This window comes from Terriglobales bacterium, from assembly GCA_035624455.1.
GTDB lineage: Bacteria > Acidobacteriota > Terriglobia > Terriglobales > Acidobacteriaceae > DASPRM01.
In genome coordinates, this window is record DASPRM010000058.1 from 1 (window position 1) to 24,300 (window position 24,300).

At 58.4% G+C, this 24,300-nt stretch carries 23 protein-coding genes; 20 read left to right on the forward strand and 3 right to left on the reverse strand.

Annotation, left to right across the window (positions count from 1 at the left end; genetic code table 11):
- On the reverse strand, positions 1-359 hold a 359-nt coding region (locus VEG30_06380; GenBank protein ID HXZ79537.1), incomplete at its 3' end, for a hypothetical protein.
- A gap of 887 nt (positions 360-1,246) precedes the next feature.
- On the opposite strand from VEG30_06380, the gene VEG30_06385 reads away from it, so the two are divergent.
- The 16 genes from VEG30_06385 to murC all read left to right on the forward strand — a co-directional run bounded on the left by VEG30_06385 (position 1,247) and on the right by murC (position 17,746).
- Positions 1,247-1,684 (forward strand): division/cell wall cluster transcriptional repressor MraZ, encoded by a 438-nt coding sequence (locus VEG30_06385; protein HXZ79538.1) that lies wholly within the window; start codon positions 1,247-1,249, stop codon positions 1,682-1,684.
- A gap of 36 nt (positions 1,685-1,720) precedes the next feature.
- Positions 1,721-2,620, forward strand: coding sequence for a 16S rRNA (cytosine(1402)-N(4))-methyltransferase RsmH (gene rsmH, locus VEG30_06390; protein ID HXZ79539.1), 900 nt, complete (start codon positions 1,721-1,723; stop codon positions 2,618-2,620).
- A 212-nt stretch (positions 2,621-2,832) separates the two neighbouring features.
- Positions 2,833-3,009: a hypothetical protein gene (locus VEG30_06395; GenBank protein ID HXZ79540.1), complete on the forward strand. Its 177-nt coding sequence runs from the start codon at positions 2,833-2,835 to the stop codon at positions 3,007-3,009.
- Positions 3,010-3,486: a cell division protein FtsL gene (locus VEG30_06400; GenBank protein HXZ79541.1), complete on the forward strand. Its 477-nt coding sequence runs from the start codon at positions 3,010-3,012 to the stop codon at positions 3,484-3,486. It begins immediately after the preceding gene.
- A gap of 289 nt (positions 3,487-3,775) precedes the next feature.
- Positions 3,776-4,333 (forward strand): Panacea domain-containing protein, encoded by a 558-nt coding sequence (locus VEG30_06405; GenBank protein HXZ79542.1) that lies wholly within the window; start codon positions 3,776-3,778, stop codon positions 4,331-4,333.
- Complete coding sequence (locus tag VEG30_06410) at positions 4,334-4,603, forward strand: hypothetical protein (GenBank protein HXZ79543.1); 270 nt, start codon at positions 4,334-4,336, stop codon at positions 4,601-4,603. It abuts the gene before it with no gap.
- 99 nt (positions 4,604-4,702) lie between these two features.
- Complete coding sequence (locus tag VEG30_06415; GenBank protein ID HXZ79544.1) at positions 4,703-6,862, forward strand: penicillin-binding protein; 2,160 nt, start codon at positions 4,703-4,705, stop codon at positions 6,860-6,862.
- Positions 6,863-7,155: 293 nt separating this feature from the next.
- Positions 7,156-7,389, forward strand: a complete 234-nt coding sequence (locus tag VEG30_06420) for a hypothetical protein (GenBank protein HXZ79545.1) — start codon at positions 7,156-7,158, stop codon at positions 7,387-7,389.
- A complete protein-coding gene (locus VEG30_06425; protein ID HXZ79546.1) occupies positions 7,379-7,804 on the forward strand; it encodes a PIN domain-containing protein in 426 nt (141 codons plus the stop codon). The genes VEG30_06420 and VEG30_06425 overlap by 11 nt, the downstream gene beginning before the upstream one ends.
- Before the next feature lie 68 nt (positions 7,805-7,872).
- Entirely contained in the window at positions 7,873-9,402 is a 1,530-nt protein-coding gene (locus tag VEG30_06430) for a UDP-N-acetylmuramoyl-L-alanyl-D-glutamate--2,6-diaminopimelate ligase (GenBank protein HXZ79547.1), read from the forward strand.
- On the forward strand, positions 9,399-10,769 hold the full coding sequence (murF, locus tag VEG30_06435) for a UDP-N-acetylmuramoyl-tripeptide--D-alanyl-D-alanine ligase (GenBank protein ID HXZ79548.1): 1,371 nt from the start codon (positions 9,399-9,401) through the stop codon (positions 10,767-10,769). The genes VEG30_06430 and murF overlap by 4 nt, the downstream gene beginning before the upstream one ends.
- 293 nt (positions 10,770-11,062) lie before the next feature.
- Positions 11,063-12,196, forward strand: a complete 1,134-nt coding sequence (gene mraY, locus VEG30_06440; protein ID HXZ79549.1) for a phospho-N-acetylmuramoyl-pentapeptide-transferase — start codon at positions 11,063-11,065, stop codon at positions 12,194-12,196.
- Positions 12,197-12,457: 261 nt separating this feature from the next.
- Positions 12,458-13,834 carry a UDP-N-acetylmuramoyl-L-alanine--D-glutamate ligase gene (gene murD / locus VEG30_06445; GenBank protein HXZ79550.1) on the forward strand — a complete coding sequence of 459 codons (1,377 nt, stop codon included), beginning with the start codon at positions 12,458-12,460 and terminating at the stop codon, positions 13,832-13,834.
- Between the two features lie 158 nt (positions 13,835-13,992).
- Positions 13,993-15,084: a putative lipid II flippase FtsW gene (gene ftsW, locus VEG30_06450; GenBank protein HXZ79551.1), complete on the forward strand. Its 1,092-nt coding sequence runs from the start codon at positions 13,993-13,995 to the stop codon at positions 15,082-15,084.
- Positions 15,085-16,158 carry an undecaprenyldiphospho-muramoylpentapeptide beta-N-acetylglucosaminyltransferase gene (murG, locus tag VEG30_06455; protein ID HXZ79552.1) on the forward strand — a complete coding sequence of 358 codons (1,074 nt, stop codon included), beginning with the start codon at positions 15,085-15,087 and terminating at the stop codon, positions 16,156-16,158. It begins immediately after the preceding gene.
- A 112-nt stretch (positions 16,159-16,270) separates the two neighbouring features.
- Positions 16,271-17,746 (forward strand): UDP-N-acetylmuramate--L-alanine ligase, encoded by a 1,476-nt coding sequence (murC, locus tag VEG30_06460; GenBank protein HXZ79553.1) that lies wholly within the window; start codon positions 16,271-16,273, stop codon positions 17,744-17,746.
- A gap of 30 nt (positions 17,747-17,776) precedes the next feature.
- Here murC and VEG30_06465 read toward each other — a convergent pair whose 3' ends face one another.
- Positions 17,777-18,103 carry a transcriptional regulator gene (locus VEG30_06465; protein ID HXZ79554.1) on the reverse strand — a complete coding sequence of 109 codons (327 nt, stop codon included), beginning with the start codon at positions 18,101-18,103 and terminating at the stop codon, positions 17,777-17,779.
- Between the two features lie 3 nt (positions 18,104-18,106).
- Positions 18,107-18,430 carry a type II toxin-antitoxin system RelE/ParE family toxin gene (locus VEG30_06470; protein ID HXZ79555.1) on the reverse strand — a complete coding sequence of 108 codons (324 nt, stop codon included), beginning with the start codon at positions 18,428-18,430 and terminating at the stop codon, positions 18,107-18,109.
- 331 nt (positions 18,431-18,761) lie between these two features.
- Between VEG30_06470 and VEG30_06475 the strand changes: the two genes are divergently transcribed.
- From VEG30_06475 to VEG30_06490, 4 genes are all read left to right on the forward strand, one after another.
- Positions 18,762-19,802: an FtsQ-type POTRA domain-containing protein gene (locus tag VEG30_06475; GenBank protein HXZ79556.1), complete on the forward strand. Its 1,041-nt coding sequence runs from the start codon at positions 18,762-18,764 to the stop codon at positions 19,800-19,802.
- 177 nt (positions 19,803-19,979) lie between these two features.
- The gene (ftsA, locus tag VEG30_06480; protein HXZ79557.1) at positions 19,980-21,179 is read left to right on the forward strand and encodes a cell division protein FtsA; all 1,200 of its coding nucleotides are present in this window, start codon (positions 19,980-19,982) and stop codon (positions 21,177-21,179) included.
- A 9-nt stretch (positions 21,180-21,188) separates the two neighbouring features.
- Positions 21,189-22,448 carry a cell division protein FtsZ gene (gene ftsZ, locus VEG30_06485; protein HXZ79558.1) on the forward strand — a complete coding sequence of 420 codons (1,260 nt, stop codon included), beginning with the start codon at positions 21,189-21,191 and terminating at the stop codon, positions 22,446-22,448.
- Between the two features lie 382 nt (positions 22,449-22,830).
- A complete protein-coding gene (locus tag VEG30_06490; GenBank protein ID HXZ79559.1) occupies positions 22,831-24,063 on the forward strand; it encodes a penicillin-binding transpeptidase domain-containing protein in 1,233 nt (410 codons plus the stop codon).
- Positions 24,064-24,300: the final 237 nt, after the last annotated feature.

A 24,300-nucleotide genomic window follows, 5' to 3' on the forward strand; every position in this document is an offset into this window, starting at 1 on the left:
AACTTCCTGGCAACGAAGAAGCAGGTGACAGACCAGACAGGCTGCTCGTCTACTGGTTTCAGAATGCGCGAGCCAGTTAGCCGCGGATAGTCCTGGCGCGGGGCCACGGCGCACCAGGCAATTGGTTTCTCGCCTTGAAACGCCAGGATGCCCACCGGACGATTCGATTCGACAATGCGGTTGAGCGCCCTTCGGTTCCCCTCGCCTTTATTTTTCTTCCACTCTGCGCGGGAGAAACGCCACCACATGCACCAACAACCGGCACAAGCTCCGCGTGGGCCGAAGAGTTCGGCGAGATCACGCCAGCCTTCGGCCGTGACTGGTTGGAACCTGATAGCGAGCTTATGATCTGCCGCCATTCTGCGATTTGATCATTTTCCCGAGTCCAAGTGCCACCGCTGATATCGCGGCGATTCAGTCTCTGCGCGACACGACCACGTCGCAGGCTTCACGGCATTCGAGGCAGTAGTATCGCTGGTCCTGGCAGAGGCGTACCTGATGAAATCCCAGGCACAGGGAGCAATACTTTTCACAGAGGCATTTGTCTTCGGGAAGTTCGCAAACGCTGCAGGTGACATCGCCGGCCATGACTGCAATGTAACGCAAACTGCCCAGTGGGCAGAAGTGACGAAGGTTGAGCCGCTGCGGGAATGAGGCCGAGCGCAAGCAAGACCGCGAGTCCGCAGGCCCGAGCGCAGCGAGCGATCTGCAGCAAACCCTTTGAATAAGAATTAGCCACCGATTTCACTGATCAGCACGAATCAGAAAAGGACGCAGAACTCGAGTCAAATCATCGGGAGCAACCTGGTTTTAGCCGTTGCAGCAGAATTCATATCTGTGGAAATCAGTGTCCTGTGTGGCCAACTTCTTCGCGCTGTGCCGTTTCCCGGGAACGCACCAAGCCAGTAAACGCAACATATCGTGGCTATCGTTCTTGATTCGTACTAGGAATTGCGATTTGCCCATAGACGTCCTCGGTCACACACCTACCTGCAAAAAACTTATTGACACCATGGAGTTTAGGCGTAGTATGTGGACAAAAGTGGTCAAAAGTGGAGTCAGATGGCTGTTTCTCCAAGCGAAGTGGAGTGCAGCCTGGGCAAAGGTGGAATGAGTAGACAAACACCCGAAATCAGCCCGCAGGACATGAAAACCTCCACCGAATCCGTCGCCACTTTTGCCTTCCTGGCCGGCTTGATGGCCGCCGGGATGAGAAGCAAGGACTCGAAGAACCGATTCGAAATCAATGTTTCGCGGCAATCACCCAACCCGCGTCGACGAAAAGGGACGGCTCAAGGTCCCGGCGGATTTCAAGCGCGTGATCGACGAGAAGTACGGCGTCCGATTCTACATCACGTCGCAGGACGGGAAGGTTGCTCAGATATATCCCTTCGAGGAGTGGGATGCCATCGAGCGCAAGCTGGCGGCTCTCTCCAATTTCAATCCCTCGAAGAAGAGATTTCTGACCGTAACCAATTACTACGGTCAAGTGGCGGAGATGGACGGTCAGGGCCGGCTGCTGCTTCCGCAGTTGCTGCGCGAGTCGGCGCAACTGAAGGGTGATGTGGCGGTCATGGGCTACCTGAACCATCTCGAGGTCCAGAGCATGGAAGCGGTCAAGGCAGAAGTTGAGCAGGGCTTCACGGCCGAGGATCAGAAGGCGCTGGACGATTTGGGGATTTAGAGCGGGGCCCCCAGGGGCCGACGGGCTGAGTAAGGGATGTCAGCAGCGGAATTCAGCCACGTCCCGGTTCTTTTACAGGAAGCGATCGAATTCTTAGCCGTCCGGCGTGGTGGGAGGTATGTGGATGCCACGCTGGGCCTAGGCGGTCACAGCTACGAAATCGCCAGGCGACTGGGGCGCGAGGGCCGGCTGATCGGGATCGATAAGGACCCGGCAGCACTGGAACGAGCGCGCCAGAAGCTGGGTCAGCCTCCTCCGGAACTCGCAGGCGACTGGCCCGAGATCCGGTTAGAGCGCGGGTCGTTTGTCAGCCTGAGGGATTTGGCAGGCAAGGGCGAAATCGATGGGCTGCTGGCTGACCTGGGTGTGAGCTCGCTGCAATTATCGGATGCGAGCCGCGGCTTCAGTTTTCAGGCGGAGGGACCGCTGGACATGCGCATGGATCCAGGGTCCGAGGTAACCGCCGAACAAGTGGTAAATCGGCTCGACGAGCGCGAGCTCGCCGACGTGATTTACGAATTCGGTGAGGAAAGGAGGTCGCGGAGAATCGCCAGAGCCATTGTCCGGTCGCGGCCGATTCGCAGCACCAAGCAATTGGTGGAAGTGATATCGGCCGTGGCCCGGCCAATGAAATCTGAACGTATTCATCCGGCGACGCGAACTTTCCAGGCAATCCGAATTTACGTGAATCGCGAATTAGAGGACCTTGAGGCGCTGCTCGAGAGCGCGCCGGAGGTGCTCAGGCCGAATGGGAGACTGGTGGTGATCAGCTTTCACTCACTGGAAGACCGGATCGTGAAAGACGCGATCCGTGGGGGAGTGCAGGCGGGAGTTTACCGGTCGTTGATGAAGAAGCCGGTCACCGCGAGCGCAGAAGAAGTGATCCGCAACTCGAAAAGCCGCAGCGCGAAGCTGCGGGCGGCGCAGAGAGTTTGATGGTGTGTAAGTGCTGATACAGAGACAGCACAAGATGAAGTTAAGAGAAGGCACTACGGAGCATTCCGTGAGATGCCTCAGATTTCCTGGGCGGCATCGCCTCTCGGAAAAACAGGGCGAATGAAGAAACATACTTCCTTTCACGATGCCGCCCGGGAAGGATTGGCAACTCGGTTCTGCGGGTAGGAATTGGAACCCCGGAGGTGGTCACAATGTTTCACGGTACAACAATTGATGAACTGTTCGACGCCGTAGTACGGGCAGAGAGCCATGCGCGGCTGCAACACAGCATGCCACGCGAGGCTCGTGAGGAAGTGGCTGTAGAGCTGATGCCCGGGTTTCTCTATGAACTGGCGCAGTCCAACGCAGAACTGGTCGGAGTGGCATAAATGGCAAGCGGAGCGCTGGCCGGCTCGACCCGAACCCAACAGATCTACGCATCCTCACGGCGCTCCTGCTATGGCACGCCCGAGATCTATTTTCCCAAGCCTATTGACAACTCACGGCTGGTGAAGGTCGACGATCCGCAGCGCAAGCGCGAATTGCGAATGCTGACCGTCGCGCTGGGCGTGATGTTCGCCATCGTGATGGTTTATGCCTGGCAGCACTTCACCGCCATCGAATACGGGTATCGTATCGAGGCGATGAAGTCGCAGCGAGACATGCTGGCCGAGGCCAATCGGCAGCTTCGTCTGGAAGAGGCGCGTTTGCGCGACCCGGAGAGAATCGATGCCATGGCGCATCGTATGGGTTTGCAGGTGCCGGAAGCCGGCCAGGTGCTGCGTCTGGAACCAGCTTCCGGAGAAGAGGCCGGGCCGATCATGGCACGCGCTGGGGATGTGATGGTGATTTCGGCTGCGCGCTGAGAATTCGGCAGTCCCGAATTATTGAAGCTTGGTCCGGCGGGCGAAACGGCTCGTAGCACGGCATTCAACAGGCGCAAACGCAGTCTGGACTGCGCGTGCTTGCGGACCAACCGAGCAGGCAGCGGCCCAATGGCCGTTGGAAGGAGATGGCGGCTTACACCCGCCATCTCGCTGTTGCCGCTCTGGCTCAGTATCCTTGCGAGCAGAACTATCATCCTGAATGGGACTCGGAAGACGAACCGCTTGCATAGTCCAGTTCTGAAGTTCAAGCTTGTTGAAGGAGCACATCGTGGCAGGGCCGATTGGGGATGAAGGGAAACTGGCGGAATTGATCCTTTACATCAGCCAAAAGTGTGCGACCGATCCGAAATTCGGTGCTGTCAAGCTGAATAAAATACTCTACCTTTCGGATTTCTTAGCCTTCGGAAACTGGGGAGAGGCAATTACCGCTGTCCCCTATCAGCATCTCCGCATGGGGCCAGCTCCCGCGAGATTGTTACCTATCCGTGAGGAACTGCAAAAAAGCGGCAAGTTGGTTCTGCAAACGTTGCCGCTTAAGAGCGGCAAGCGTCAGGTCCGAACTGTTAACTTAGTTGATCCTGATTTGAAGGTCTTCTCTGGACGTGAGATCGCCCTTGTCGACAGCATAATTGCAGACCTCTGGAATATGGACGCCGAAGAAAGCAGCGAATTCAGTCATCGCTTTGTTGGGTGGAAGATGACCAAAGAAGGTGATCCGATTCCGTACGGAAGCATTTTCATATCGGATGAGCCGTTGTCCCCTGCAGAAATCGAACGTGGTCAGGAAATTGCACGAGAACTGCACCTGACTAACAACAGCATGTAGATGCCGTCACGTGAGATCGTCGAAGATCAGCTGTTCAAGGATCAAATCAACAAGTACAGAATCAGTTGGAAACGGCTGGATGAGGCGTTGATGTCACTCGATCCCGCATTACGTGGCAGCCCGGAGTTGTTCCCTATTGTTCCTGGAACACAACTCCGCCGGCTGAAACTTGTGGGATTCCCCGGAGTGCCGCCACTGTCGATTTTCTTTACGCTTAGCGAAACTCAGATCGTGATCAAAACCGCAGAATTGATAGATCTGGAGGAGTAGAGGGACAAAGAAAAGGCGAGGAACATTTGGCCGGAGGCAAGCTCCGGGAAAGTTGAATCTCAAGTGCGCTAGGCACGACAGAAGTCTCGCGGGGCGACAATGGCAGCGGGCAGTACCTCTCTTCACGACGGCGCAAGCAGGCGTCTCTACTTCCTAGGATCCGCGCTATTGCTGTGGCTGATGCTGGTAGTTCTTCGTCTGGTCCAGTTGCAGGTAGTCCAATATGGAGAGTTCGTACAGCGAGCGCAACATCAGCAGCAGCGTACGGTAGAGCTATCTCCACGCCGTGGGATTATCTATGACCGCAACGGTCATGAGCTGGCCATGTCGGTCAACGTGGATTCGGTCTTTGCTGTGCCCAGCGAAATTCCCGACCAGGCGATGACGGCGCGCCTGCTGGCCAGAGTGCTCAAACTCGATCCCGACGAGTTGCTGGATCGCTTCAAGTCGTCGCACAGCTTCGCGTGGGTCGCCCGCAAGCTGGATCCGGAGGTTAGCGACCGCATCCACGCTTTGAATCTGCGTGGCATCTACTTCACGCCCGAGCCGAAACGTTACTACCCCAAAGGCGAAATGGCATCTCAGATTCTCGGCTATGTGGGCTTAGACGACGAAGGGCTGGGCGGGATCGAGCACGCTTTCGATGGCCAGCTGCGTGGCCGGCCGGGGACCATGGTGGTTTCCATGGACGCGCGGCGGCGAAAGTTCGGCCGCGTCGAACGACAGCCAGAGGCGGGTGAGAACGTTGTTCTCACCATCGACGAAAAGATTCAATACATCGCCGAGCGCGAGCTAGATGCTGCGATGGCGGAAACCAGGGCCGAAACAGGGACCGTGATTGTGGAGAATCCCCACACGGGAGAGATCCTGGCTCTGGCCAATCGCCCAACATTCAATCCCAATGTCCGAAAAGTCGCTCCTTCGGCGCTGAAGAATCATGCGGTGAGCGACGTTTATGAACCAGGATCAGTTTTCAAGCTGGTCACGATTTCGGCGGCGCTAGAAGAGAAACTGACGAATCCGGACGAGGTGATTGATTGCCAGATGGGATCGATCATCGTGGGTGGCATGAGGATACGCGATCACGAACGCCTGGGGTTGCTGACCGTCTCGCAGATCCTTGCCAAGTCCAGCGATGTTGGAGCCATCAAATTGGGGATGCGGTTGGGAGAGGATCGTTTCGATCGCTATATTCGCGCCTACGGCTTTGGCTCACAGACAGGAATCGAGCTGCCGGGGGAAACACGTGGTTTGGCCAAGCCGGTCAGCCGTTGGTCGAAGGTCTCGATTGGGGCCATCTCCATGGGACAGGAGATTGGCGTAACGCCGCTGCAGATCATTTCCGTCGCTTCGACTATCGCTAACGATGGTGTCTATGTCCCACCGCGCATCGTAGCCGGAGATACCAAACCCAATAGCGGACCCACCATGATCGCGTACCACCCACCGCTCAGGCGTAGGGTGATTTCACCCCTGACCGCTGTCCAAATGAAAAAAATGATGGAAGGCGTAGTGCTGTTCGGAACTGGGCGGAAAGCGATTCTGGATGGATATACGTCGGCAGGGAAAACCGGAACGGCGCAGAAAGTTGATCCCGCAACCGGTGCGTACTCGCGAAGCAGATATGTAGCTTCGTTTGCCGGATTTGCTCCCGTGAACAATCCCGCGATCAGCATCATCGTCGTGCTCGATTCCGCACAGGGTTTGCATCAGGGAGGCCAGGTTTCGGCGCCGGTTTTTGCCAGGGTGGCGCAGCAAGTGCTGGCTTATTTGCATGTTTCCCACGATGCGGAGATCAAGAACAATGTTCAACGGCTGCAGTTGCGGGCCGCGGTCAAGGATGATGATTTGAGTGAAGGGTCGCAGGACCGGCTTGGGGAGCCGATCCATCTTGCTCAGGAAAAGCCGGCTGCAGCGCCAGCAGCGGAGCCGATTCCGGCCGGCGATTTGAAGGTTGTGCCCGCTGCGTTGCGGGCAGGCAGCCCGAGCGCTGCGCCGGCCGACGATAAGCCAGAACCAACCTCGCCTCTGCCTGCAGCTCCCGTCTTGCCCGCAAGTGGAACCGTTGTGCTCGACGTGGAAGGAGGACCTGTGGTGCCGTCGTTTCTGGGGAAATCGCTCCGGAGCGTGATCGAGACAGCTGAAAACGCCGGCATCGATGTAGACGTGATCGGCACAGGAACGGCGCGGGAGCAGGTTCCGCCGCCAGGCAGTCACCTTCCAGCCGGCGGACGGGTGGAGGTGAAGTTGAGCCGTTAAGCGGGCGTGAGCGCAGCGGGAGCCCGCTGGCGAAATTCCGAGCGCAGCGAGGGATCTGCTTTTTCAGGAGCCGTTAAGCGGGCGTGAGCGGAGCGGGAGCCCGCTGGCGAAATTCCGGGCGGAGCGAGGGATCTGCTTTTCAGGAGCCGTTAAGCGGGCGTGAGCGGAGCGGGAGCCCGCTGGCGAAATCCCGCGAGCAAGTCTTCGCGAGCCCTCTAGGCGTCACGCCCGTTGCGAAAGCTTCCCGAAGCACGTAAGATTGTGCCGCACGAATTTTCGTGCAAAAAAAGTCCATGAAGACGAACATTACGCTGAAGCTGGATTCGGACCTCCTCCGCGAAATCCGAATCTTGGCTGCGCAGCAGGGCACTTCCATCAGCGCTCTGCTTTCTTCCCGGTTGGAGAAGATGGTGCGGGAACAGAGAGCTTACGATCGTGCCAAACGACGCGCCTTGCGAAGACTGCGCGACGGCCTCGATTTGAACTGGAAACCCCCGCGATCGCGTGACGAACTGCATGAGCGATAAGTACTTCGTAGATACCAATATCCTGGTTTATGCGCACGACCTCGCAGCGGGCACGAAACACAAGCGTGCCCAAGCCCTCGTCGAGCAATTGTGGGAGTCCGGTGACGGCGTTTTGAGTACCCAGGTCTTGCAGGAACTCGCTGTCACCTTGCAGCGGCGAAGCGGACGCCCCCTGTCAGCCGCTGAGTTACGCGGCTTAATCCAAGACTACCTGAAGTGGGAGATTGTGGTGAATGATCCTGATTCGGTGCTACAGGCGCTGGATATTGAGGCTAGACACAGAATTTCATTCTGGGATGCGCTTATTCTGCAGGCGGCCGAGAGCGCGGGCGCAGAGACTCTGTATTCCGAAGATTTTGCTGCAGGCCGGAGGTACGGCTCTATTCGGGTTGTGAATCCGTTCACCCCAGGCTGAAGGCTGACTGCTAATTACTGAGTGCTCATTTTGAATTACCCGATTACCATTTAGTCGATTACAATTCCATGAAGTTTCTCCAACTTCTCGACGGCGCGGAAGTTCTCTTCCAGCAAGGCAATCCCGAGATCACAGGCATTGAATACGACTCCCGGCAAGTCCGGCAGGGCAACGTATTCGTTGCCATGCGCGGTGAGAAGACCGATGGAAATCGGTACATCGATAGCGCCATCAAGGCGGGCGCAGCCGCCGTGGTGAGTGACTCCAAGGAAGTTTCCCCGCTGGAGGAAATCGGATGGGCGCAGGTTCCGCACGGCAGACGCGCGCTGGCGCGGTTGAGCGCAAATTTCTATCAGCGTCCCGCCGAACGCCTCACCAATGCCGGGGTTACGGGAACCAACGGCAAGACAACCACCACCTTCCTGATCGAGTCCATTCTTAAAGCTGAGGGAAGGAAATGCGCACTGGTAGGAACGGTGGAATACCACGTCGCGCAAAAGATCTTCCAAGCTCCGCACACGACTCCGGAAGCCCTGGAGTTGAATCGGCTTTTCTCGCAGGCGCTGGAGTCAGGTGTGACGGAGAATGTGATGGAGGTTTCTTCCCATGCGCTGGTCCAGGAACGAGCTTTTGGCATTCCTTTTGATGCGGCGGTTTTTACCAATCTGACGCGCGACCATCTCGATTATCACGGAACCTTCGAAGAGTACTTCGCCGCCAAGAGAATGCTGTTCGAGGGGTGTGGCACCGAGCCGCCGCGTGTCGCAATTCTCAACGCCGACGACGATTACGGCCGCAAGCTCATCCCGCTAAGCAAGAGCAAAAGCAGCGAGGTCCTGCTGTACGGGTTGGTGCAAGGGGATTTCCGAACCGACAAAGTAGATATCGGCCCCAAAGGGACGCGATTCGATCTGATCTTGCCGGATGCCATTGTTCCTCTATTCTCGCCGCTGATCGGAAAAGTGAACGTGTACAACATCCTCGCCGCATCGGCGGCGGCCTATGCACGCGGTTGCAGTTTGGAAGCAATCGCCAAGGGCGTCTCCAGTCTGTCGCGAGTACCCGGCCGATTCGAGCAGGTGGACTGCGGTCAGCCGTTCACCGTGGTGGTGGATTACGCCCACACCGATGATGCTCTTCGAAATCTCACTGCGCTGGCACGCGAATTCGTGCGCCAAGCAGGGGCAGCAGGCAGGGTGATTACCATCTTTGGTTGCGGAGGAGATCGCGATCGCAGCAAGCGTCCACTGATGGGCGAAGCGGCAGCAGCGGGCGGCGATTTCGTGGTGATCACATCTGACAATCCCCGCAGCGAAGATCCCATGGCCATCATTCGTGATGCCTTGCCCGGGGTTCAGAAGACGCGCACTAGATTCGTGGTTGAGCCCGACCGTCGCAAGGCCATTGAACTGGCGCTCCAGGAGGCTAGACCTGGCGATATCGTGCTCATCGCCGGCAAAGGGCACGAGAATACTCAGACGACTCGCGAGGGGGTCGTGCCCTTCGATGATGTTACCGTGACGCGCGAGTCGCTCCTTGCTTTGGGATACCAGCCAGCCCAACCCGCAGCCGCCAGCCTGGTCAAGGTGAGATCGTGAAGCTGCCACTGTGGCGCGTTGCCGAGCTCATCGAATCCGCAGGGGAATTTGACGATCAAGCAATCGCCCAGGGCTATTCTATCGATTCCCGTACGATTCGCCCTGGCGAGCTGTTCTTTGCCATCAAGGGCGAGCGTTTCGATGGTCACGATTTTGTAGAAGCGGCGCTCCGTTCAGGAGCGGCGGGAGCTGTCATCCGGCGGGACCTGCTTGCGAAATTTCCGGGGAAAGCGGGACTGCTGGCGGTTAGCGACCCGCTAAGAGCCTTGCAGGCGCTGGCGGCAGCGGTCCGCCGCATGTGGGGCAAAACCCTGATCGCAGTAACCGGATCGGCTGGCAAGACTACAACCAAGGAGATCATCGCGCACCTGCTTTCAACCCGATACCAGGTTTTGAAATCCGAGGGCAATCTCAACAATCAATACGGCCTGCCGTTGCAGCTGTTGAAGCTGGAAGCGCACGGGCGCGCGGTGATCGAAATGGGCATGAACCACGCCGGAGAAATCACCGAACTTGCGAACATCGCTAAGCCCGACATAGGGGTGGTTACTCTGGTAGCGCCGGTGCACCTGGAATTTTTCAATTCGGTTGCCGAGATCGCCCGCGCCAAGTACGAGCTGGTGGCGTCGCTGCCGCCGCACGGAACTGCGATTCTGAACGCCGATGATCCATACGTTTCGCAGTTCGGGCGCGATTTTCACGGCAAGGTCGTTCTTTTCGGATTGAAACCTACTGCCGATCTCCGCGCCGAGAATATTGAAGAGCAGGGATTGCAAGGTACCAAGCTGGAGTTAGTGGCTTGTGGAGCCCGGGTACCGACTTTGGTGCCGCTGGTCGGGCGGCACAATGTCTATAACGCGCTCGCCGGGGCCGCAGTGGCGATCGAAAATGGGTTGACCTTAGCTGACGCCGCGAAAGCGTTTGCCGGACTCCGGCCGGCCGACAAGCGTGGCCAGACGCTTTCGCTGGCTGGAGCGACGGTAATCAACGATTGCTACAACTCGAATCCGAAAGCGTTGAAATCGATGGTCGAGGCGCTCGGCACCATCCCTGGAAAGCGCCGCATCGTGGTTGCCGGCGAGATGCTGGAACTGGGCCCTACCGCGGGCCATCTCCATCAGGAAAGCGGCCGTCACATGGCGGAACAGAAGATTGACGTGGTAATTGGGGTTCGTGGAGCTGCGCGGGAAATCGTCGAGGCCGCGCGGGTAGCGGGAGTCACCGCCGTCCAATTTATGGAGACCCCGGAGCAGGCCGGCGAATGGTTGGCTCGCGAGGTTCGCCCGGGTGACGTTGTTCTGCTCAAAGCTTCGCGCGGCGTGAAATTGGAGAAGGCTCTGGAAACCTGGAAGGCTGCGGTGTCCTGAACTGGGAGTCGGCCGGCTTTTGCGGATCATATTCGTTATTGCTCGGAAGTAAGTTTCGCGTTCTGATCCGATGAGGGGCTCTTGAAGTTGTGAGTGACTTCTGTGTCTTCCCTGGCGGGATTCGGCTCCATCGCGCCTGGCTCCCGGCGCTCACGTGCCGGGATATGCTGTGTGTCGGGGTGCAGCTATCGCCGTCAGGAAAGCACTGGTGGGTTAACTGCAGAACTGAAGGCCTGGCCACCCCAGGTAGGTACGAGAGTTTAAGTGAACTGATGCGGGAAGGGAGATAGTTTTTGCTCTATTGGCTTCTTTATCAGGTCCTATATCACTATTTCACTCCCTTCCGCATTTTCCGATACCTGACCTTTCGCACCGCATTCGCCAGTCTCACCGCGCTGTTCATGGGAATGATCATCGGCCCGGCGATCATCCAGAGGCTCCGCGATTTTCAGATTGGACAGTACATCCGGGAAGAGGGTCCGAAAGCACATCAGAAGAAAGCGGGTACGCCCACGATGGGCGGTGTGCTGATCGTAGTATCGGTCATTGTGCCAACGCTACTGTGGGCGGATCTCACCAACCAATACATCTGGCTAACCGTGCTTGCCACGCTGGCCTTTGGCAGCATAGGTTTTGCCGACGACTATCTGAAGATGGTTCATCGGCGCAACCTGGGGCTTACCGGGCGAACCAAACTGTCGCTGCAGATTCTGGTGGCGGTCGTTGTCGCCGTGGTTCTGATTCTTTTCCAGGCCCGGGGAGACTACTCGACCCATCTGATCGTGCCCTTCGCCAAGAAATTTCGGCCGGACCTGGTGTTCTCTTCCCTGTTGAAGTATCCGCATCTGTGGACAATCGCATTTCTGCCGTTCATTGCCTTCGTGACACTGGTGCTGGTCGGAGCGACCAATGCGGTGAACCTCACTGACGGGCTTGACGGCCTGGCCATCGGCTGCACGGTGGTGGCGGCGGGCGCGCTCACAGTGCTGACTTACGTGAGCGGCCACGCGGTCTTTGCGGATTACCTGGAACTGCAGCGCATGCCGCAGGTGGCAGAGCTGACAGTCTTTTGCGGGGCGATGGTGGGGGCCAGCATTGGATTCCTCTGGTATAACGCGCACCCGGCGGAGGTTTTTATGGGCGATGTAGGTTCGCTGGCGTTGGGTGGCGCGATTGGCACGGTCGCGGTGATCATCAAACAGGAACTGCTGTTGCCCTTCATCGGCGGTGTTTTCGTGATCGAGGCGGTGTCGGTGATCCTGCAGGTAGGGTCCTACAAGCTGCGGAAAAAACGGATTTTCAAGATGGCACCCATCCATCATCATTTCGAGTTGATGGGCTGGTCGGAATCGAAGGTGATCGTCAGGTTCTGGATCGCGTCGCTGGTGTTCGCACTTTTTGCACTTACGACGTTGAAGCTGCGCTGAACCACCGAGGGTTGAGAGACAATGTTGGTTTGAAGCCAGGCCGAAAATATCGCAAGGCTCTTATGAGTTTCGCAGTGCTAAGTAATAACTCAGCGTGTCATCCTGAGCGAGAGCCGAGGATAGCGACGAGGCGCGAGTCGAAGGATCTTGCGGTTAAGTCAGGTAGGCCCACCCTTCCGCCCGTTTTGGGCGGAGGGTGGGAGATCCGACCTTTGCGCCCCGATTTTTTGGGCGGAGACTAGGCCGATTTAATTTCACAGCATGAACGTCAAAGGCAAACGCGTGCTGGTGGTGGGGCTCGGCAAATCAGGCGTGGCCTCCGCGCTATTTCTGCGATCGCAAGGCGCCCAGCTCACGGTTTCCGATTCGAAATCGGAAGATCAGCTTCGGGATGAAATTCCTGCGCTGCTTGACCAGGGAATCGCCGTCGAAGCCGGAGGCCACGGGGAGCGGACGTTCCGCCAGCAGGACCTCATCGTGGTCAGCCCGGGGGTTCCGCTCAATGTGCCGCAACTCGAGCAAGCACGATCCATGGGGATCCCGATCATTGGCGAGCTGGAACTGGCGTCGCAATTTCTCCACGGCCACATCGTCGCCATCACCGGATCGAATGGGAAGACCACGACGACGGCACTGGTGGGTGACGTCATCTCCTGGGGTGGTTACGAAACCCTGGTCGGGGGCAACATCGGCATTCCCGCGATTTCGTTTGTGCCAGAAGCCACCGCGGACACGTACATCGTGCTCGAGGTTTCCAGCTTTCAGCTGGAGACGATCCAGACGTTTCATCCGGAACTCGCCGTGGTGCTCAACGTCACCCCTGACCACCTCGATCGCCACGGGAGTTTTGAAGTGTACTGGGCGGCGAAGCGCAGAATCCTGGAAAACCAGACGCCGGCAGACTTCGTCATCCTGAATGCCGATGATCCGGAGTGCGTGCGCATGGCCCAGGGTTGCGCCGCCACAGTGTATTGGTTCAGCCGCAAGAAAGAGGTCGCGAGCGGCGCATTTGTTCGGCGAGACCGGATTGTGGTTCGCGACCGTGAAGGTGAACGCGAGATCATGCCCCTCAGCGAGCTTCAGCTGAAAGGCGCGCACAACGTAGAGAACGTCCTGGCGGCGGTGTGCGCGGGGGTGATCGTTCATTGCGAGCCGGGACGCATTCGCTCCGCGGTGAAGGAATTCAAGGCGGTCGAGCACCGGCTCGAGTACGTGGCGACGATCCATGGCGTCGATTACTACAACGATTCCAAAGCCACGAATGTTGATGCCACGATCAAAGCGCTGGAGTCTTTTCCGCGGAACATCCATATCATTCTTGGCGGAAAGGACAAGGGTAGCGATTACACAGTCCTGAAACCACTTCTCGAAGAACGGGCGAAGCGGGTGTACACGATCGGAGCGGCAGCGGAGAAGATCGCCGCGCACATCGCCGGCTCGGCCGAGATAGTTCATGCGGGCACGCTGGAAATGGCGGTCAAGGGCGCGGCCGATTCAGCGGCTGCGGGAGACATCGTTCTGCTCGCTCCAGCCTGCGCCAGCTTCGATCAATTCCAGAATTACGAGCAGCGGGGCGCTCTCTTCAAGGAGCTGGTGCACGCCATGGCGCAGCGGGCCGCGTCGGAGACTCGGGCGTGAGGCGTTGCTGGAATTCTGAAACGCAAGGTCCTTCGACTCCGCGCCCCCGACCCGCAAAAGATGCGGGTCGGAAATAGCGACGGGCGCGTCGCTCGGAATGACAGTTGAAGATTGGTCAATGTGCATTCGACGGCAACGCCGAACCGTGAGGACAAGGGTTGGCTAAGCGCGTAAGTGTCGACAAGACGCTGTTCACGGTCACCATGCTGCTCGTCTTCGTGGGCCTAGTGATGGTGTTCAGCGCCTCAGCGGTGATGGCCAAGGAGCGCTTCGGCTCGCCCTACAACTTCCTCTTCCGGCAGTTTGCCTGGGCGGTCGCCGGTTTGCTGGCGATGTTCATCCTTATGCGCATCGACTACCAGAGCTATAAGCGGCCGGTCGTGGTTTTCTCGCTGCTGGGATTGACCAGCCTGCTGCTGATGTCAGTCTTCTTGCTCGACCGCACCCATAATACCCATCGCTGGTTCCGTCTGGGCTCGCTATCATTTCAGCCTTCGGAGCTGGCCAAGCCGGCGCTGATTCTCTTCCTGGCATATTTTCTGGACTCGCGGGTCAAGCAGATGGATGACTGGCGGCGCACGCTCTTGCCCGCGGTCACGCCCACCGTAATTCTTGCCGGGTTGATCGTGCTGCAACCTGATCTCGGCACCGCCGTAGCCTGCGTTGCAATTACAGCTGCCATTCTGTATGTGGCTGGAATGCGTCTGAAGTATTTCGCCTACGCTCTGGCGCCTGTGCCGATTCTGTTCTGGATTCTGGTGCTGCGGGTGAAATGGCGATATCAGCGCATTCTGGCCTTTATGGATCCGTATTCCGACCCGCTGGGGCGTGGATTTCACGTCATTCAATCCCTGATTGCGGTAGGCACCGGCGGCCTGGCTGGATTGGGATTGATGGAAGGCAAGCAGAAGCTGTTCTTTCTGCCCGAACCACACACCGACTTTATCTTCGCGGTAATCGGGGAGGAGTTTGGATTGCTGGGCGCCATTTGCGTGGTGGTGCTGTTCGCGACCTTTCTTTATCGCGGCCTGCGCACGGCAGTTTTGACCCGCGACCCCTTCGGGCGTCATCTCGCCGCCGGCATCGCCAGCATGATCGTGATCCAGGCGCTGTTCAACATGAGCGTGGTGCTGGCCATGGTGCCGACGAAAGGCATTCCGCTACCTTTCATTTCGTATGGCGGCTCGTCGCTGTTCGTCATGCTGGCCAGTGTGGGTGTCCTGCTGAATATCAGCAAGCAGGTCGAATAGATGTCGCTGCGAGCGGTGCTGGCCGGAGGAGGCACCGGCGGACACGTTATCCCTGCCCTGGCGATTGCTCAGGAACTCAGGCAGCGATACGCGGCCGATATCCTCTTTATAGGGACGGCGCGTGGGATCGAGAACCGCCTGGTCCCGAGGGCTGGTTTTCCGCTGAAACTGATTTCTGTGGGAGCGCTTAACCGCGTCAGTCTGGCTACTCGGCTCAAGACCCTGATTTCTCTTCCCTCAGCCATAATGGAAGCCAAGGCCATGCTGAAAGGGTTCCGGGCACAGGTCGTGATCAGCGTGGGCGGATATGCTTCCGGGCCGACGATGGCGGCTGCAGCGCTCAGCCACGTGCCGGTCCTGATCTTCGAACCAAACTTTGTGCCAGGTTTTGCCAATCGCATCGGGTCGCGCATGGCATCGGCCGCGGCGGTACAGTTTCGCGAGACCGGAGAACAGTTGCCGAACGCGAGGGTCACGGGGATTCCCGTACGCCAGGCTTTCTTTCAGGTTCCGGCGCGGCCTGTGAATTCCGGACCGCCAACGCTGCTCGTTTTTGGCGGAAGTCAGGGGGCGCACGCGATCAATGAGGCGGTGTGGAACTCATTGCCGGACTTTCGGGCCAGGATTCCCGGCCTCAGAATCATCCACCAAACTGGCGAGCGCGACTACAATGAGGGGCAGGAGCGATATCAGCAGGCGGGGATGCAGGCGGAGGTCTTTCAATTTATCGACCATATGCCCGAGATGTTTGCCCGCGCCGACCTGCTCATTTGCCGTTCTGGCGCCAGCACGGTAGCAGAGGTTGCGGCGGCGGCTAAACCGGCGATCTTCATTCCTCTGCCCACGGCTGCGGACGATCACCAACGCCGCAATGCCGAAGCGCTGACGAAAGCTGGGGCGGCAGAGATGCTGTTGCAGTCGGATCTCAGTCCTCAGAAGCTGGTGGAGACCGCCGCGGCTTTGCTGGCCGACCGGCCGCGGCTGGCGAAGATGTCCGAGGCGGCAAGGAATCTGGCACACCCCGATGCCGCCAGGGAAATTGCCGCGATGGCCCGGGAGTTGGTGAGTGCCTGAGATGCGAGGATTGGTGCCCTCAATGGCTAAAGCCAGTGTCCGGAGTTGGGATGTATGCAGGGCTGAAGTCCTGCTTCACCCTGACAGAAGAGACAGCAAAGGTTAGTTCCAAGTGTTTGCCAAGATTCAGCGCATCCATTTCGTGGGAATTGGCGGCATCGGCATGAGCGGCATCGCCGAGGTGTTGCTGACCATTGGTTACAAAATTTCCGGCTCGGATCTGAAGCTATCGCCGGTAACGCAACGCCTGCAGGGTTTAGGCGCGTTGATCTTCGAGGGACATCGGGCAGAGAACATTCACGGAGCAGAAGTCGTAGTTACCAGTTCGGCGATCGCATCGGCCAATCCCGAGGTCCTGGAAGCCAGAAGGTTGCACATTGCGGTTATTCCACGCGCCGAGATGCTGGCGGAACTGATGCGGCTCAAATACGGGATTGCCGTGGCCGGGATGCATGGCAAGACGACAACCACCTCCATGGTGGCAGCGGTTCTGGCAGCTGGAAATCTCGATCCCACCGTAGTCGTCGGCGGCCGGGTTGATGCCATGGGGTCCAACGCGCGCCTCGGCAAATCGCAATACCTGGTTGCCGAGGCCGACGAGAGTGACCGTTCTTTCCTCCATTTGTCTCCCGTCCTGGCCGTAGTCACCAACATCGACCGCGAGCACATGGACTGCTATCGCGACATGAAGGATGTCGAGGACACTTTCCTGATGTTCATGGACCGGGTGCCGTTCTACGGAATGGTGGTGGCGTGCAATGACGATGATGCTCTGCGGGAGTTGCTACCGCGGGTACGCCGCCGTATTGTGACCTACGGAACGCGTGCGGATTCGGACTTCGTGATCACCGATGCAGAAAGCCTGGCCGCAGGCGAAGTTTCACCTGCGCTAAGCCGATTCAGTGTGAACTACCGGGCAAAATCCCTGGGAGAATTTCAGCTGCAGGTTCCGGGAGCGCACAATGTATTGAATGCCACCGCCAGCATTGCGGTTGGAATTGGCCTGGAGATTCCGGTCGCAACTATTGGGGAAGCACTGCAGAACTTCCAGGGGGTTGACCGCCGCTTCCAACTTCGGGGGACGGTGGAGGGAGTGAGGGTGATTGACGATTACGGCCATCATCCCACCGAAATCAAGGCAACCCTGTCGGCAGCGCGGCAGGTGGCCGAGGGGAGCATTTACGTCATTTTTCAGCCGCACCGCTATACCCGCACCCTGCACCTGCTGGAGGAGTTTGGCCGAGCTTTTGGCGAGGCCGACAGTATTTTTGTGCTCGATATCTATCCGGCCAGCGAGGCGCCGATCCCAGGAGTAACCGGACAGGCGGTTGCGGAGAAGATTTCTGCCCACGGGAAACCTGCTCGCTATGTGAGCTCATTTGACGATGCCGCTAACGCGGTCTCGTCGATCGCTCAGCCAGGAGACATGGTTCTGACGCTCGGCGCAGGGAATATCTCGCAACTGAGCCCGCTGATTTTGGAAAAATTGGGGACCATGACAGCAAGTTCACCTGTTCCGGGTTCGGGGAAAACGCAAGGTCCTTCGACTCGGACGGGGGCTGGTGTGCCCCGTCCTCGCTCAGGATGACAGGAGGGCAAGACTGACGTCCACTCTCTCCTATCCCGCAGCCATAGCCGTCCGCAACTTGAAGATGACTTTTTCCTTTTTCTGAAGATACTTCACAATCGCAAACAGGTTCCGTGCCTGTGGATTTCCGGACGGCCCGAGCATTCGCATCAGGCTCTTGGGGGACCGGTGTGTAGCCTCCGCCAACTCGTTAAACCCGACGGTAGCATTGATGTAGTCACGCAGCACTGTCTTGCCAGTTTCCACATCTCCCGCCAGGAAGCTCTCGATACCTTCACGCAAGAGCTCTCGGCGAAATGCAGGGTCACGTTTCACCCTCGCTTGGATCGTCTCCTTAAAGCTTCGCGTCAATGCCATTTGCTATCTCCTGCTTCCTTGTCTTGTAGTCCCGCCACCGGGAGGTTGCGTCCCTAATATCCCGCTGCTGGCGCTTTTTGTTCCGCCGCCGAGAAGTATCATCAGACGCTCTCCATCTTTGCCGAAGTAGATGCGATAACCGGGACCGAAATCGAGGCGGTACTCGAACACTCCCGCGCCAACGCTCTTGATGTTGGAGAAGTTGCCCTGAGCCAGGCGCGTAACTGCTATCGCGACCTTGGCTGCCGTCGGCGCGTTGAGCCCATCAAACCACTTGCGGTATGGACTGCGGCCGCCGGCGTCGAGGTATTCAAGGACCTCAATCATGGGCTATGGTAACATATTTGTTACCTTTGTCAACCCAAGGGGGTTGTCCCAGAGGTGGGTCCCTATTTTGGGGTTACTTGGGCGGGAAGTTGGGATGCCGCAGGTAGTAAACAATCAGATACCCCCGTCCCATTCGGAAAGCTAAAGACGAACTTTCAAGATCATTAAGAAATGCCGCCACAAGAGCCTTAATCCTGCACATCCTCGCGTCTGTTGGCGTTATCCAGGACAGAGTTTTCCACAAAATGGACAACGGAATTTCGATACTGCGGCTTGCGCTCACAAGTTATAGTGACTCTGCGGCGTTTCTCTACAGACCAGACTATTCCTGATGGCACGGAATAACGGTCCACTTTATCCGGGCGACGAAGCTTCTCCTCGCGCCGGCCCGTCCGCCGCTTCTCAGCTGGCCGATCCTGAACTGGATCCCCGCCTCGCCGACCTCGACGTGGAAGAGGAATCGCCCTTTCTGCGTGCCCAGAAAAGGGTGACGGTGCGCCGGGGCGCGTTGCGCGGCAAGAATGCCAGCTACCTCAAAATGGGGGCAGTCTTGACCGCAGTTCTGGCCGCCACCGCGCTGATTGCCAGCATGACCTACCAGTACGGATCCCATTCCTGGCGATTTCGCCTGGAATCCAGCGATAGCATCGAGATCAGCGGAATGCAGCACGTCAGCCACAAGCAGGTCATGCAGGTTATGGGCGAGGACATCGGACGCAACTTATTTTTCGTTCCACTCGAGCAGCGCAAGAAACAGCTGGAAGAGATTCCCTGGGTGGAAAGCGCAACCGTGATGCGGCTGCTGCCCAACTGGCTGAACGTGGAAATCAAGGAGCGAACCCCAGTTGCCTTCGTCCAGGTGGGATCGCATGTGGCTTTGATCGATAGCCATGGCGTGGTGATGGATCTGCCGCCGGGCGGCACCCGGAAATATTCCTTTCCGGTGCTGGTGGGTATGGCGCCCTCCGAACCGCTCTCCACGCGCGCCGCTCGCATGAAGATTTATGGCGAGCTGGCCAGGCAGCTGGATGAAGGCGGAGCGCACTATTCGCAGGATCTAAGCGACGTGGATCTGATCGACCCGGAAGACGTGAAGGTGACCGTGAGTGATCCGGCGGGAAATGTGCTGGTTCATCTTGGGGGTTCGAATTTCGCCGAACGCTTCAAGCTTTACAAAGCGCATGTACAGGAATGGCGGCAGCAATTTTCCAAACTGGATTCCGTGGATTTGCGTTATGACGGGCAGGTAATCGTGAACCCAGACGCGCCCGAGGCTAGAAAGCAGGTTCCGATTACGCCCGCAGCGAAAGTGCATCCGGCCAGCGTGCCAGCTGCTGGCAAGAAGGCGTCGGCGCGGCACGTCAGGCGGTGAAGAGAGCGTGCGTGAGAGTGGAAGGATTTCCCGACGGAACCGCAAGGTCCTTCGACTCCGCGCTTGCGACCCGCGAAGAACGCCGGTCGGGAAGACATCCCCGGCGCTTCGCTCAGGATGACGGTTCCAGAGTAATGGTTTGAAATTTCGCAGTCATGGTTGGATCGAGGAAATAGCTTGCTAACTGCGATCGACGTGGGTAGTGCGAAAACATGCGTGCTGGTGGCGGAGATCACCGACGGTGGTCTGCGCTATCGCTCGCATGGACTTTGTGAATCTCGAGGCTCGCGCAAGGGACTGATTGTAGATCTGGAAAAGGCGATTGCCTCGGTGCAGGACGCCGTCGAACAGGCCGAGAACGCGGCCGGTACACCAGTCGAGCATGCCGTAGTAGGAATTGCAGGCGCCCATGTGCGTGGAGTGAACAGCCAGGGAGGAAGCACGCTGGGGACTCGCACGCGGGAGATCACGCGTGACGATATCCGGGTTTCGGTGGATCGCGCCCGCGCCATCGCGCTGCCCGACGATCGCCAGGTGCTGCACATCCTGCCGCAGGAATTCATTCTCGATGGTCAACCCGGGGTACGCGAACCCGCTGGAATGGTGGGCACCAAGCTGGAAGTTCGAGTGCATGTAGTGACGGCGTCAGCCAGCGCCAGCCAGAACGTGATCACCACCCTCAATCGTGCCGGCGTGCATGTCGACAACACGGTCTTCGAAGGCCTGGCTTGCGCCGAGGCCATTCTGCGCGGAGATGAGCGCGAGCTCGGGGTCTGCCTCGCCGACCTGGGCGCCGGTTCGACGGACATCGTCGTCTATCACGAAGGCTCGGTCATTCACACGGGAGCGATTCCCCTCGGCGGGGATCACTTCACCAACGACGTTGCCGTCGGCCTGCGAACGCCGCTCGCGGAAGCGGAGAAAATCAAGAAGCTTTTTGGCAACGCCATTGTCACCCGGATTCCGGAAACAAACGAAATCGAGGTTCCCTCGGTTGGTGACCGTCCTTCGCGCATGATGGCGCAACGCCAGCTGGGCGAAATTCTGGAACCGCGGGCGCGCGAGCTGTTCGAGATCATGCGTGATCACCTGCGCCAGGCTGGGGTCCTGGATCTGTGCGCGGCAGGATTGGTGCTGACCGGCGGCGGGGCCAAACTCAACTCCATTGCCGAAGTTGCCGAGTCGGTGCTGCGCAAGCCGGTGCGCGTTGCGATTCCTACGCCGCTGGCCCGAATGCCGGCCGAACTGGCGCAACCAGAGTTCGCGACTGCGATTGGCACCATTCTGTATGCCTATCGCATGCGCATGTCGCAAAACATGAACGGGCAGGGACTAGGAGCAAAGCTCAAGGGGTTATTCGGGAAGAGAGACTCGTAACGAGAGAGGATGGCAGTGACTGATCCAAACGACATTCGCATCCAATTCAACGATGAAGCACCGAACACCGCCAAGATCAAGGTCATTGGTGTGGGCGGAGGCGGTAGCAATGCTGTCAACCGAATGATCGATGCGCAGCTGGAAGGCGTCGATTTCATGGTGGCCAACACCGATCTGCAGGCGCTGAAGATGTCGCGCGCGCCGGTAAAGCTGCAATTGGGCGTCAAGCTCACCAATGGGCTGGGGGCCGGCGCCAATCCGGAAGTCGGCCGCAAGGGCGCGCTGGAAGATGCCGACAAGGTCATCGAAGCCCTGGAAGGCGCCGACATGGTGTTTGTGACCGCCGGACTCGGCGGCGGCACCGGCACGGGCGCGGCGCCGATCATCGCCTCACTCGCCAGCGAGATGGGCGCCCTCACGGTTGCGGTGTGCACCAAACCTTTTGTCTTTGAAGGCCGGCGTCGCATGCAGCAAGCCGAGCGCGGCCTGCAAGAGTTGCTTGACTGTGTCGACACGCTGATCGTGATTCCCAACGAGAAGCTGCTGGCGGTCGCCCAGGATGCGGGCTTCTTCCAGTCCTTCCGCGTGGCGGATGACATCCTCCGCCAGGCGGTGCAGGGCATTTCCGACATCATCACCATTCCCGGGATCATCAACCGCGATTTCGCGGACGTGAAAGCGATTATGGCCGGGATGGGATACGCGGTGATGGGCACCGCAACCGCCAAGGGTGAACGGCGCGCGGTAGAAGCCGCGCAGCGTGCCATCGCTTCGCCGCTGCTGGAAGCCGGCGCCATTGACGGGGCACGGGGAATCCTGATCAACGTCACCGGCTCCAGTACGCTGAGGCTGGCGGAAGTCAATGAAGCCTCCACCATCATCCAGAGCGCAGCGCATGAAGATGCCAACATCATCTTTGGCGCCGTACTCGACGAAAAGATGAAAGAGGAAGTGAAGATCACGGTGATCGCCACGGGCTTCAAGGACGCGCATCCCGAGCGCCGCGAGCGGGTAGCCTACGCTGGCGGGGTGCAGATACGCTCGAACGCGAGCTATGCGCCTTTGTCTCCCAGTCCGGCCGCACAAGTCGTCGCCGCGGTAGTTGAGGAGGAGGAAGAGGTCGCAGTCGGGCCCCTGCCGGTACGATCTCCGGCTGTGCACCGCGAGTTCGCCTCGGTCAGCGAGGTTGCCACCACGGTTAAGCCGGCTTATGACCAGGATGATCTCGATGTTCCGGCTTTTATTCGGAAACGTGGAGAGAGCCTGTGACTGTTCAGCATGGCGCCGATAATCCCACCCTGTCGCTCCAAAGGCGGGAGCGACACGGGTGGGGCAGGCAAAGGGGGCGAGGTAAAAGCGAAAGTTACCCAGGGGATTGCTTGGTATTTTGCGAAGTTGGCGCTCCTGGTAATCATTTCCCATTACCAAAGTGAGTCCTCCTTTTGGGAGCGTTTTGATCCAGACTTGCATCTGATACGATTGGCAGGGAAGAGAGCAGAAAGAGGGCAAGAAACGCGGGTTTTCGTTGTCTCGACATCAAAGAGTTTCGTAAGATTTGAGCACCTCCGCTCAACTTGAACTGCCCGCGAGTTGCTCCGTTTGCGTTCAGGGGGAGTGCGACCGAACGAGCCAGGGGATTTGGGTGGAAGGAATGCAAAAAAGGTCAGTTCCACTAGAACTGTTTCGCACGCTGCTGGTTCTATTCGCGGCGACGTTTCTGCCTCTGAGCAATGCGAGCGCAGCCACCGTATCCACCCATTCGCTCTCTCACCCCAAGACCAAGTCTTCGACCGTAACCGAGAATCCGCGCGCCCAACACACGATGACGCAGCGTCGCCATAGCCGCCGCGTGGTGCGCGCCAGCTACTCGCGTTCCCGCCGTCATCATCGTTATTACGAGCGTTTCTATACGAGTTCTTTTGCCGGGGATCAGACCGCGACGGATCTTGCCGCCGGTGAAGATGCCATTGTTCGCCAGGCAGCGATCGATGCCCTGGGCGACATGAACGGAACTATCGTGGCCGTTGACCCCAATTCGGGACGAATTCTGGCCATGGTGAACCAACCGCTGGCCCTTTCCGAAGGCGCGCAGCCGTGTTCCACCATCAAGCTGTCGGTCGCATTAGCCGCGCTTAGCGAGGGCATCATCAGCAAGGAGACGAAAGTCAGCCTCGGCGGGCGTTACCGCATGGATCTAACCGATGCTTTGGCGCACTCCAACAATACTTATTTCGAAGTGCTGGGACGCAAGCTGGGATTTGAGAAGGTCAGCTACTACGCGCATCAATACGGACTGGGCGAGCTCGCCGGCTACAACATTCCCGGCGAGCATCTTGGCATTTATCCGACCGAGGAATTAGGTGAGAAGCAGGGCGGCGTCGGGAAGATGTGTTCGTTCGGCGAGAGCATTTCCATGACTCCGCTGCAATTGGGCGCGCTGGTTTCGGCGATCGCCAACGGCGGCACTCTTTATTACTTGCAGCATCCTACTACCCCGGAGGAAGTGGCCAACTTCCAGCCCAAGGTCAAACGGCATCTCGATATCGCGAATGTAATCCCGGATATGACGGATGGGATGGCGGCGGCCGTGCTCTACGGCACCGCGCGTCCGCTGCGCGCCAGCTTCGATGAAGAAGAGATCCTGGGCAAAACTGGGACCTGCTCGAAGAACGGTACGCGGTTCGGCTGGTTTGCGTCGTATGCCAATACGAACTTCGGAAAGGTCGTGGTTGTGGTCTTCCTCCGCGGCGGCCGTCCGACTTTTGGTCCTAAGGCAGCCGAGATCTCCGGCCGCATGTACCGCAATCTCTACGACCACAGCTTCTTTGCTGTGCGCGCGCCCGCGCTGGAGCGCAGCTCCAGTCCAGTCAACGCCTCTCAATAAGTACGAAGTACGATCGGGTGAAGGATGAAGTTAAAATACTGACTCACCCCCTGGTTTCACTGCACACTTCATCCGACCCAACCTCTAACTTCTCACCGCACCGTCTCGTCCAATGACAGGCTCATCAGGTAGCTGGTGAAATCGCTGTTGGCTCTCGAGTGCTGCTGCCGGAGGTCGGCTACTTCCGTGCGCAGTTGCTGCAGGCGGTCCTCCTGCGAGTTCAGTTGCTGCGCATAA

What these genes read in the sequence shown, in the direction of transcription:
- VEG30_06385 (HXZ79538.1), top strand. Translation starts at nt 1,247, where the DNA reads ATGTTTCGCGGCAATCACCCAACCCGCGTCGACGAAAAGGGACGGCTC.
- rsmH (HXZ79539.1), top strand. Translation starts at nt 1,721, where the DNA reads ATGTCAGCAGCGGAATTCAGCCACGTCCCGGTTCTTTTACAGGAAGCG.
- VEG30_06395 (HXZ79540.1), top strand. Translation starts at nt 2,833, where the DNA reads ATGTTTCACGGTACAACAATTGATGAACTGTTCGACGCCGTAGTACGG.
- VEG30_06400 (HXZ79541.1), top strand. Translation starts at nt 3,010, where the DNA reads ATGGCAAGCGGAGCGCTGGCCGGCTCGACCCGAACCCAACAGATCTAC.
- VEG30_06410 (HXZ79543.1), top strand. Translation starts at nt 4,334, where the DNA reads ATGCCGTCACGTGAGATCGTCGAAGATCAGCTGTTCAAGGATCAAATC.
- VEG30_06415 (HXZ79544.1), top strand. Translation starts at nt 4,703, where the DNA reads ATGGCAGCGGGCAGTACCTCTCTTCACGACGGCGCAAGCAGGCGTCTC.
- VEG30_06420 (HXZ79545.1), top strand. Translation starts at nt 7,156, where the DNA reads ATGAAGACGAACATTACGCTGAAGCTGGATTCGGACCTCCTCCGCGAA.
- VEG30_06425 (HXZ79546.1), top strand. Translation starts at nt 7,379, where the DNA reads ATGAGCGATAAGTACTTCGTAGATACCAATATCCTGGTTTATGCGCAC.
- VEG30_06430 (HXZ79547.1), top strand. Translation starts at nt 7,873, where the DNA reads ATGAAGTTTCTCCAACTTCTCGACGGCGCGGAAGTTCTCTTCCAGCAA.
- murD (HXZ79550.1), top strand. Translation starts at nt 12,458, where the DNA reads ATGAACGTCAAAGGCAAACGCGTGCTGGTGGTGGGGCTCGGCAAATCA.
- murG (HXZ79552.1), top strand. Translation starts at nt 15,085, where the DNA reads ATGTCGCTGCGAGCGGTGCTGGCCGGAGGAGGCACCGGCGGACACGTT.
- VEG30_06465 (HXZ79554.1), bottom strand. Translation starts at nt 18,103, where the DNA reads ATGGCATTGACGCGAAGCTTTAAGGAGACGATCCAAGCGAGGGTGAAA.
- VEG30_06470 (HXZ79555.1), bottom strand. Translation starts at nt 18,430, where the DNA reads ATGATTGAGGTCCTTGAATACCTCGACGCCGGCGGCCGCAGTCCATAC.
- VEG30_06475 (HXZ79556.1), top strand. Translation starts at nt 18,762, where the DNA reads ATGGCACGGAATAACGGTCCACTTTATCCGGGCGACGAAGCTTCTCCT.
- ftsZ (HXZ79558.1), top strand. Translation starts at nt 21,189, where the DNA reads ATGGCAGTGACTGATCCAAACGACATTCGCATCCAATTCAACGATGAA.
- VEG30_06490 (HXZ79559.1), top strand. Translation starts at nt 22,831, where the DNA reads ATGCAAAAAAGGTCAGTTCCACTAGAACTGTTTCGCACGCTGCTGGTT.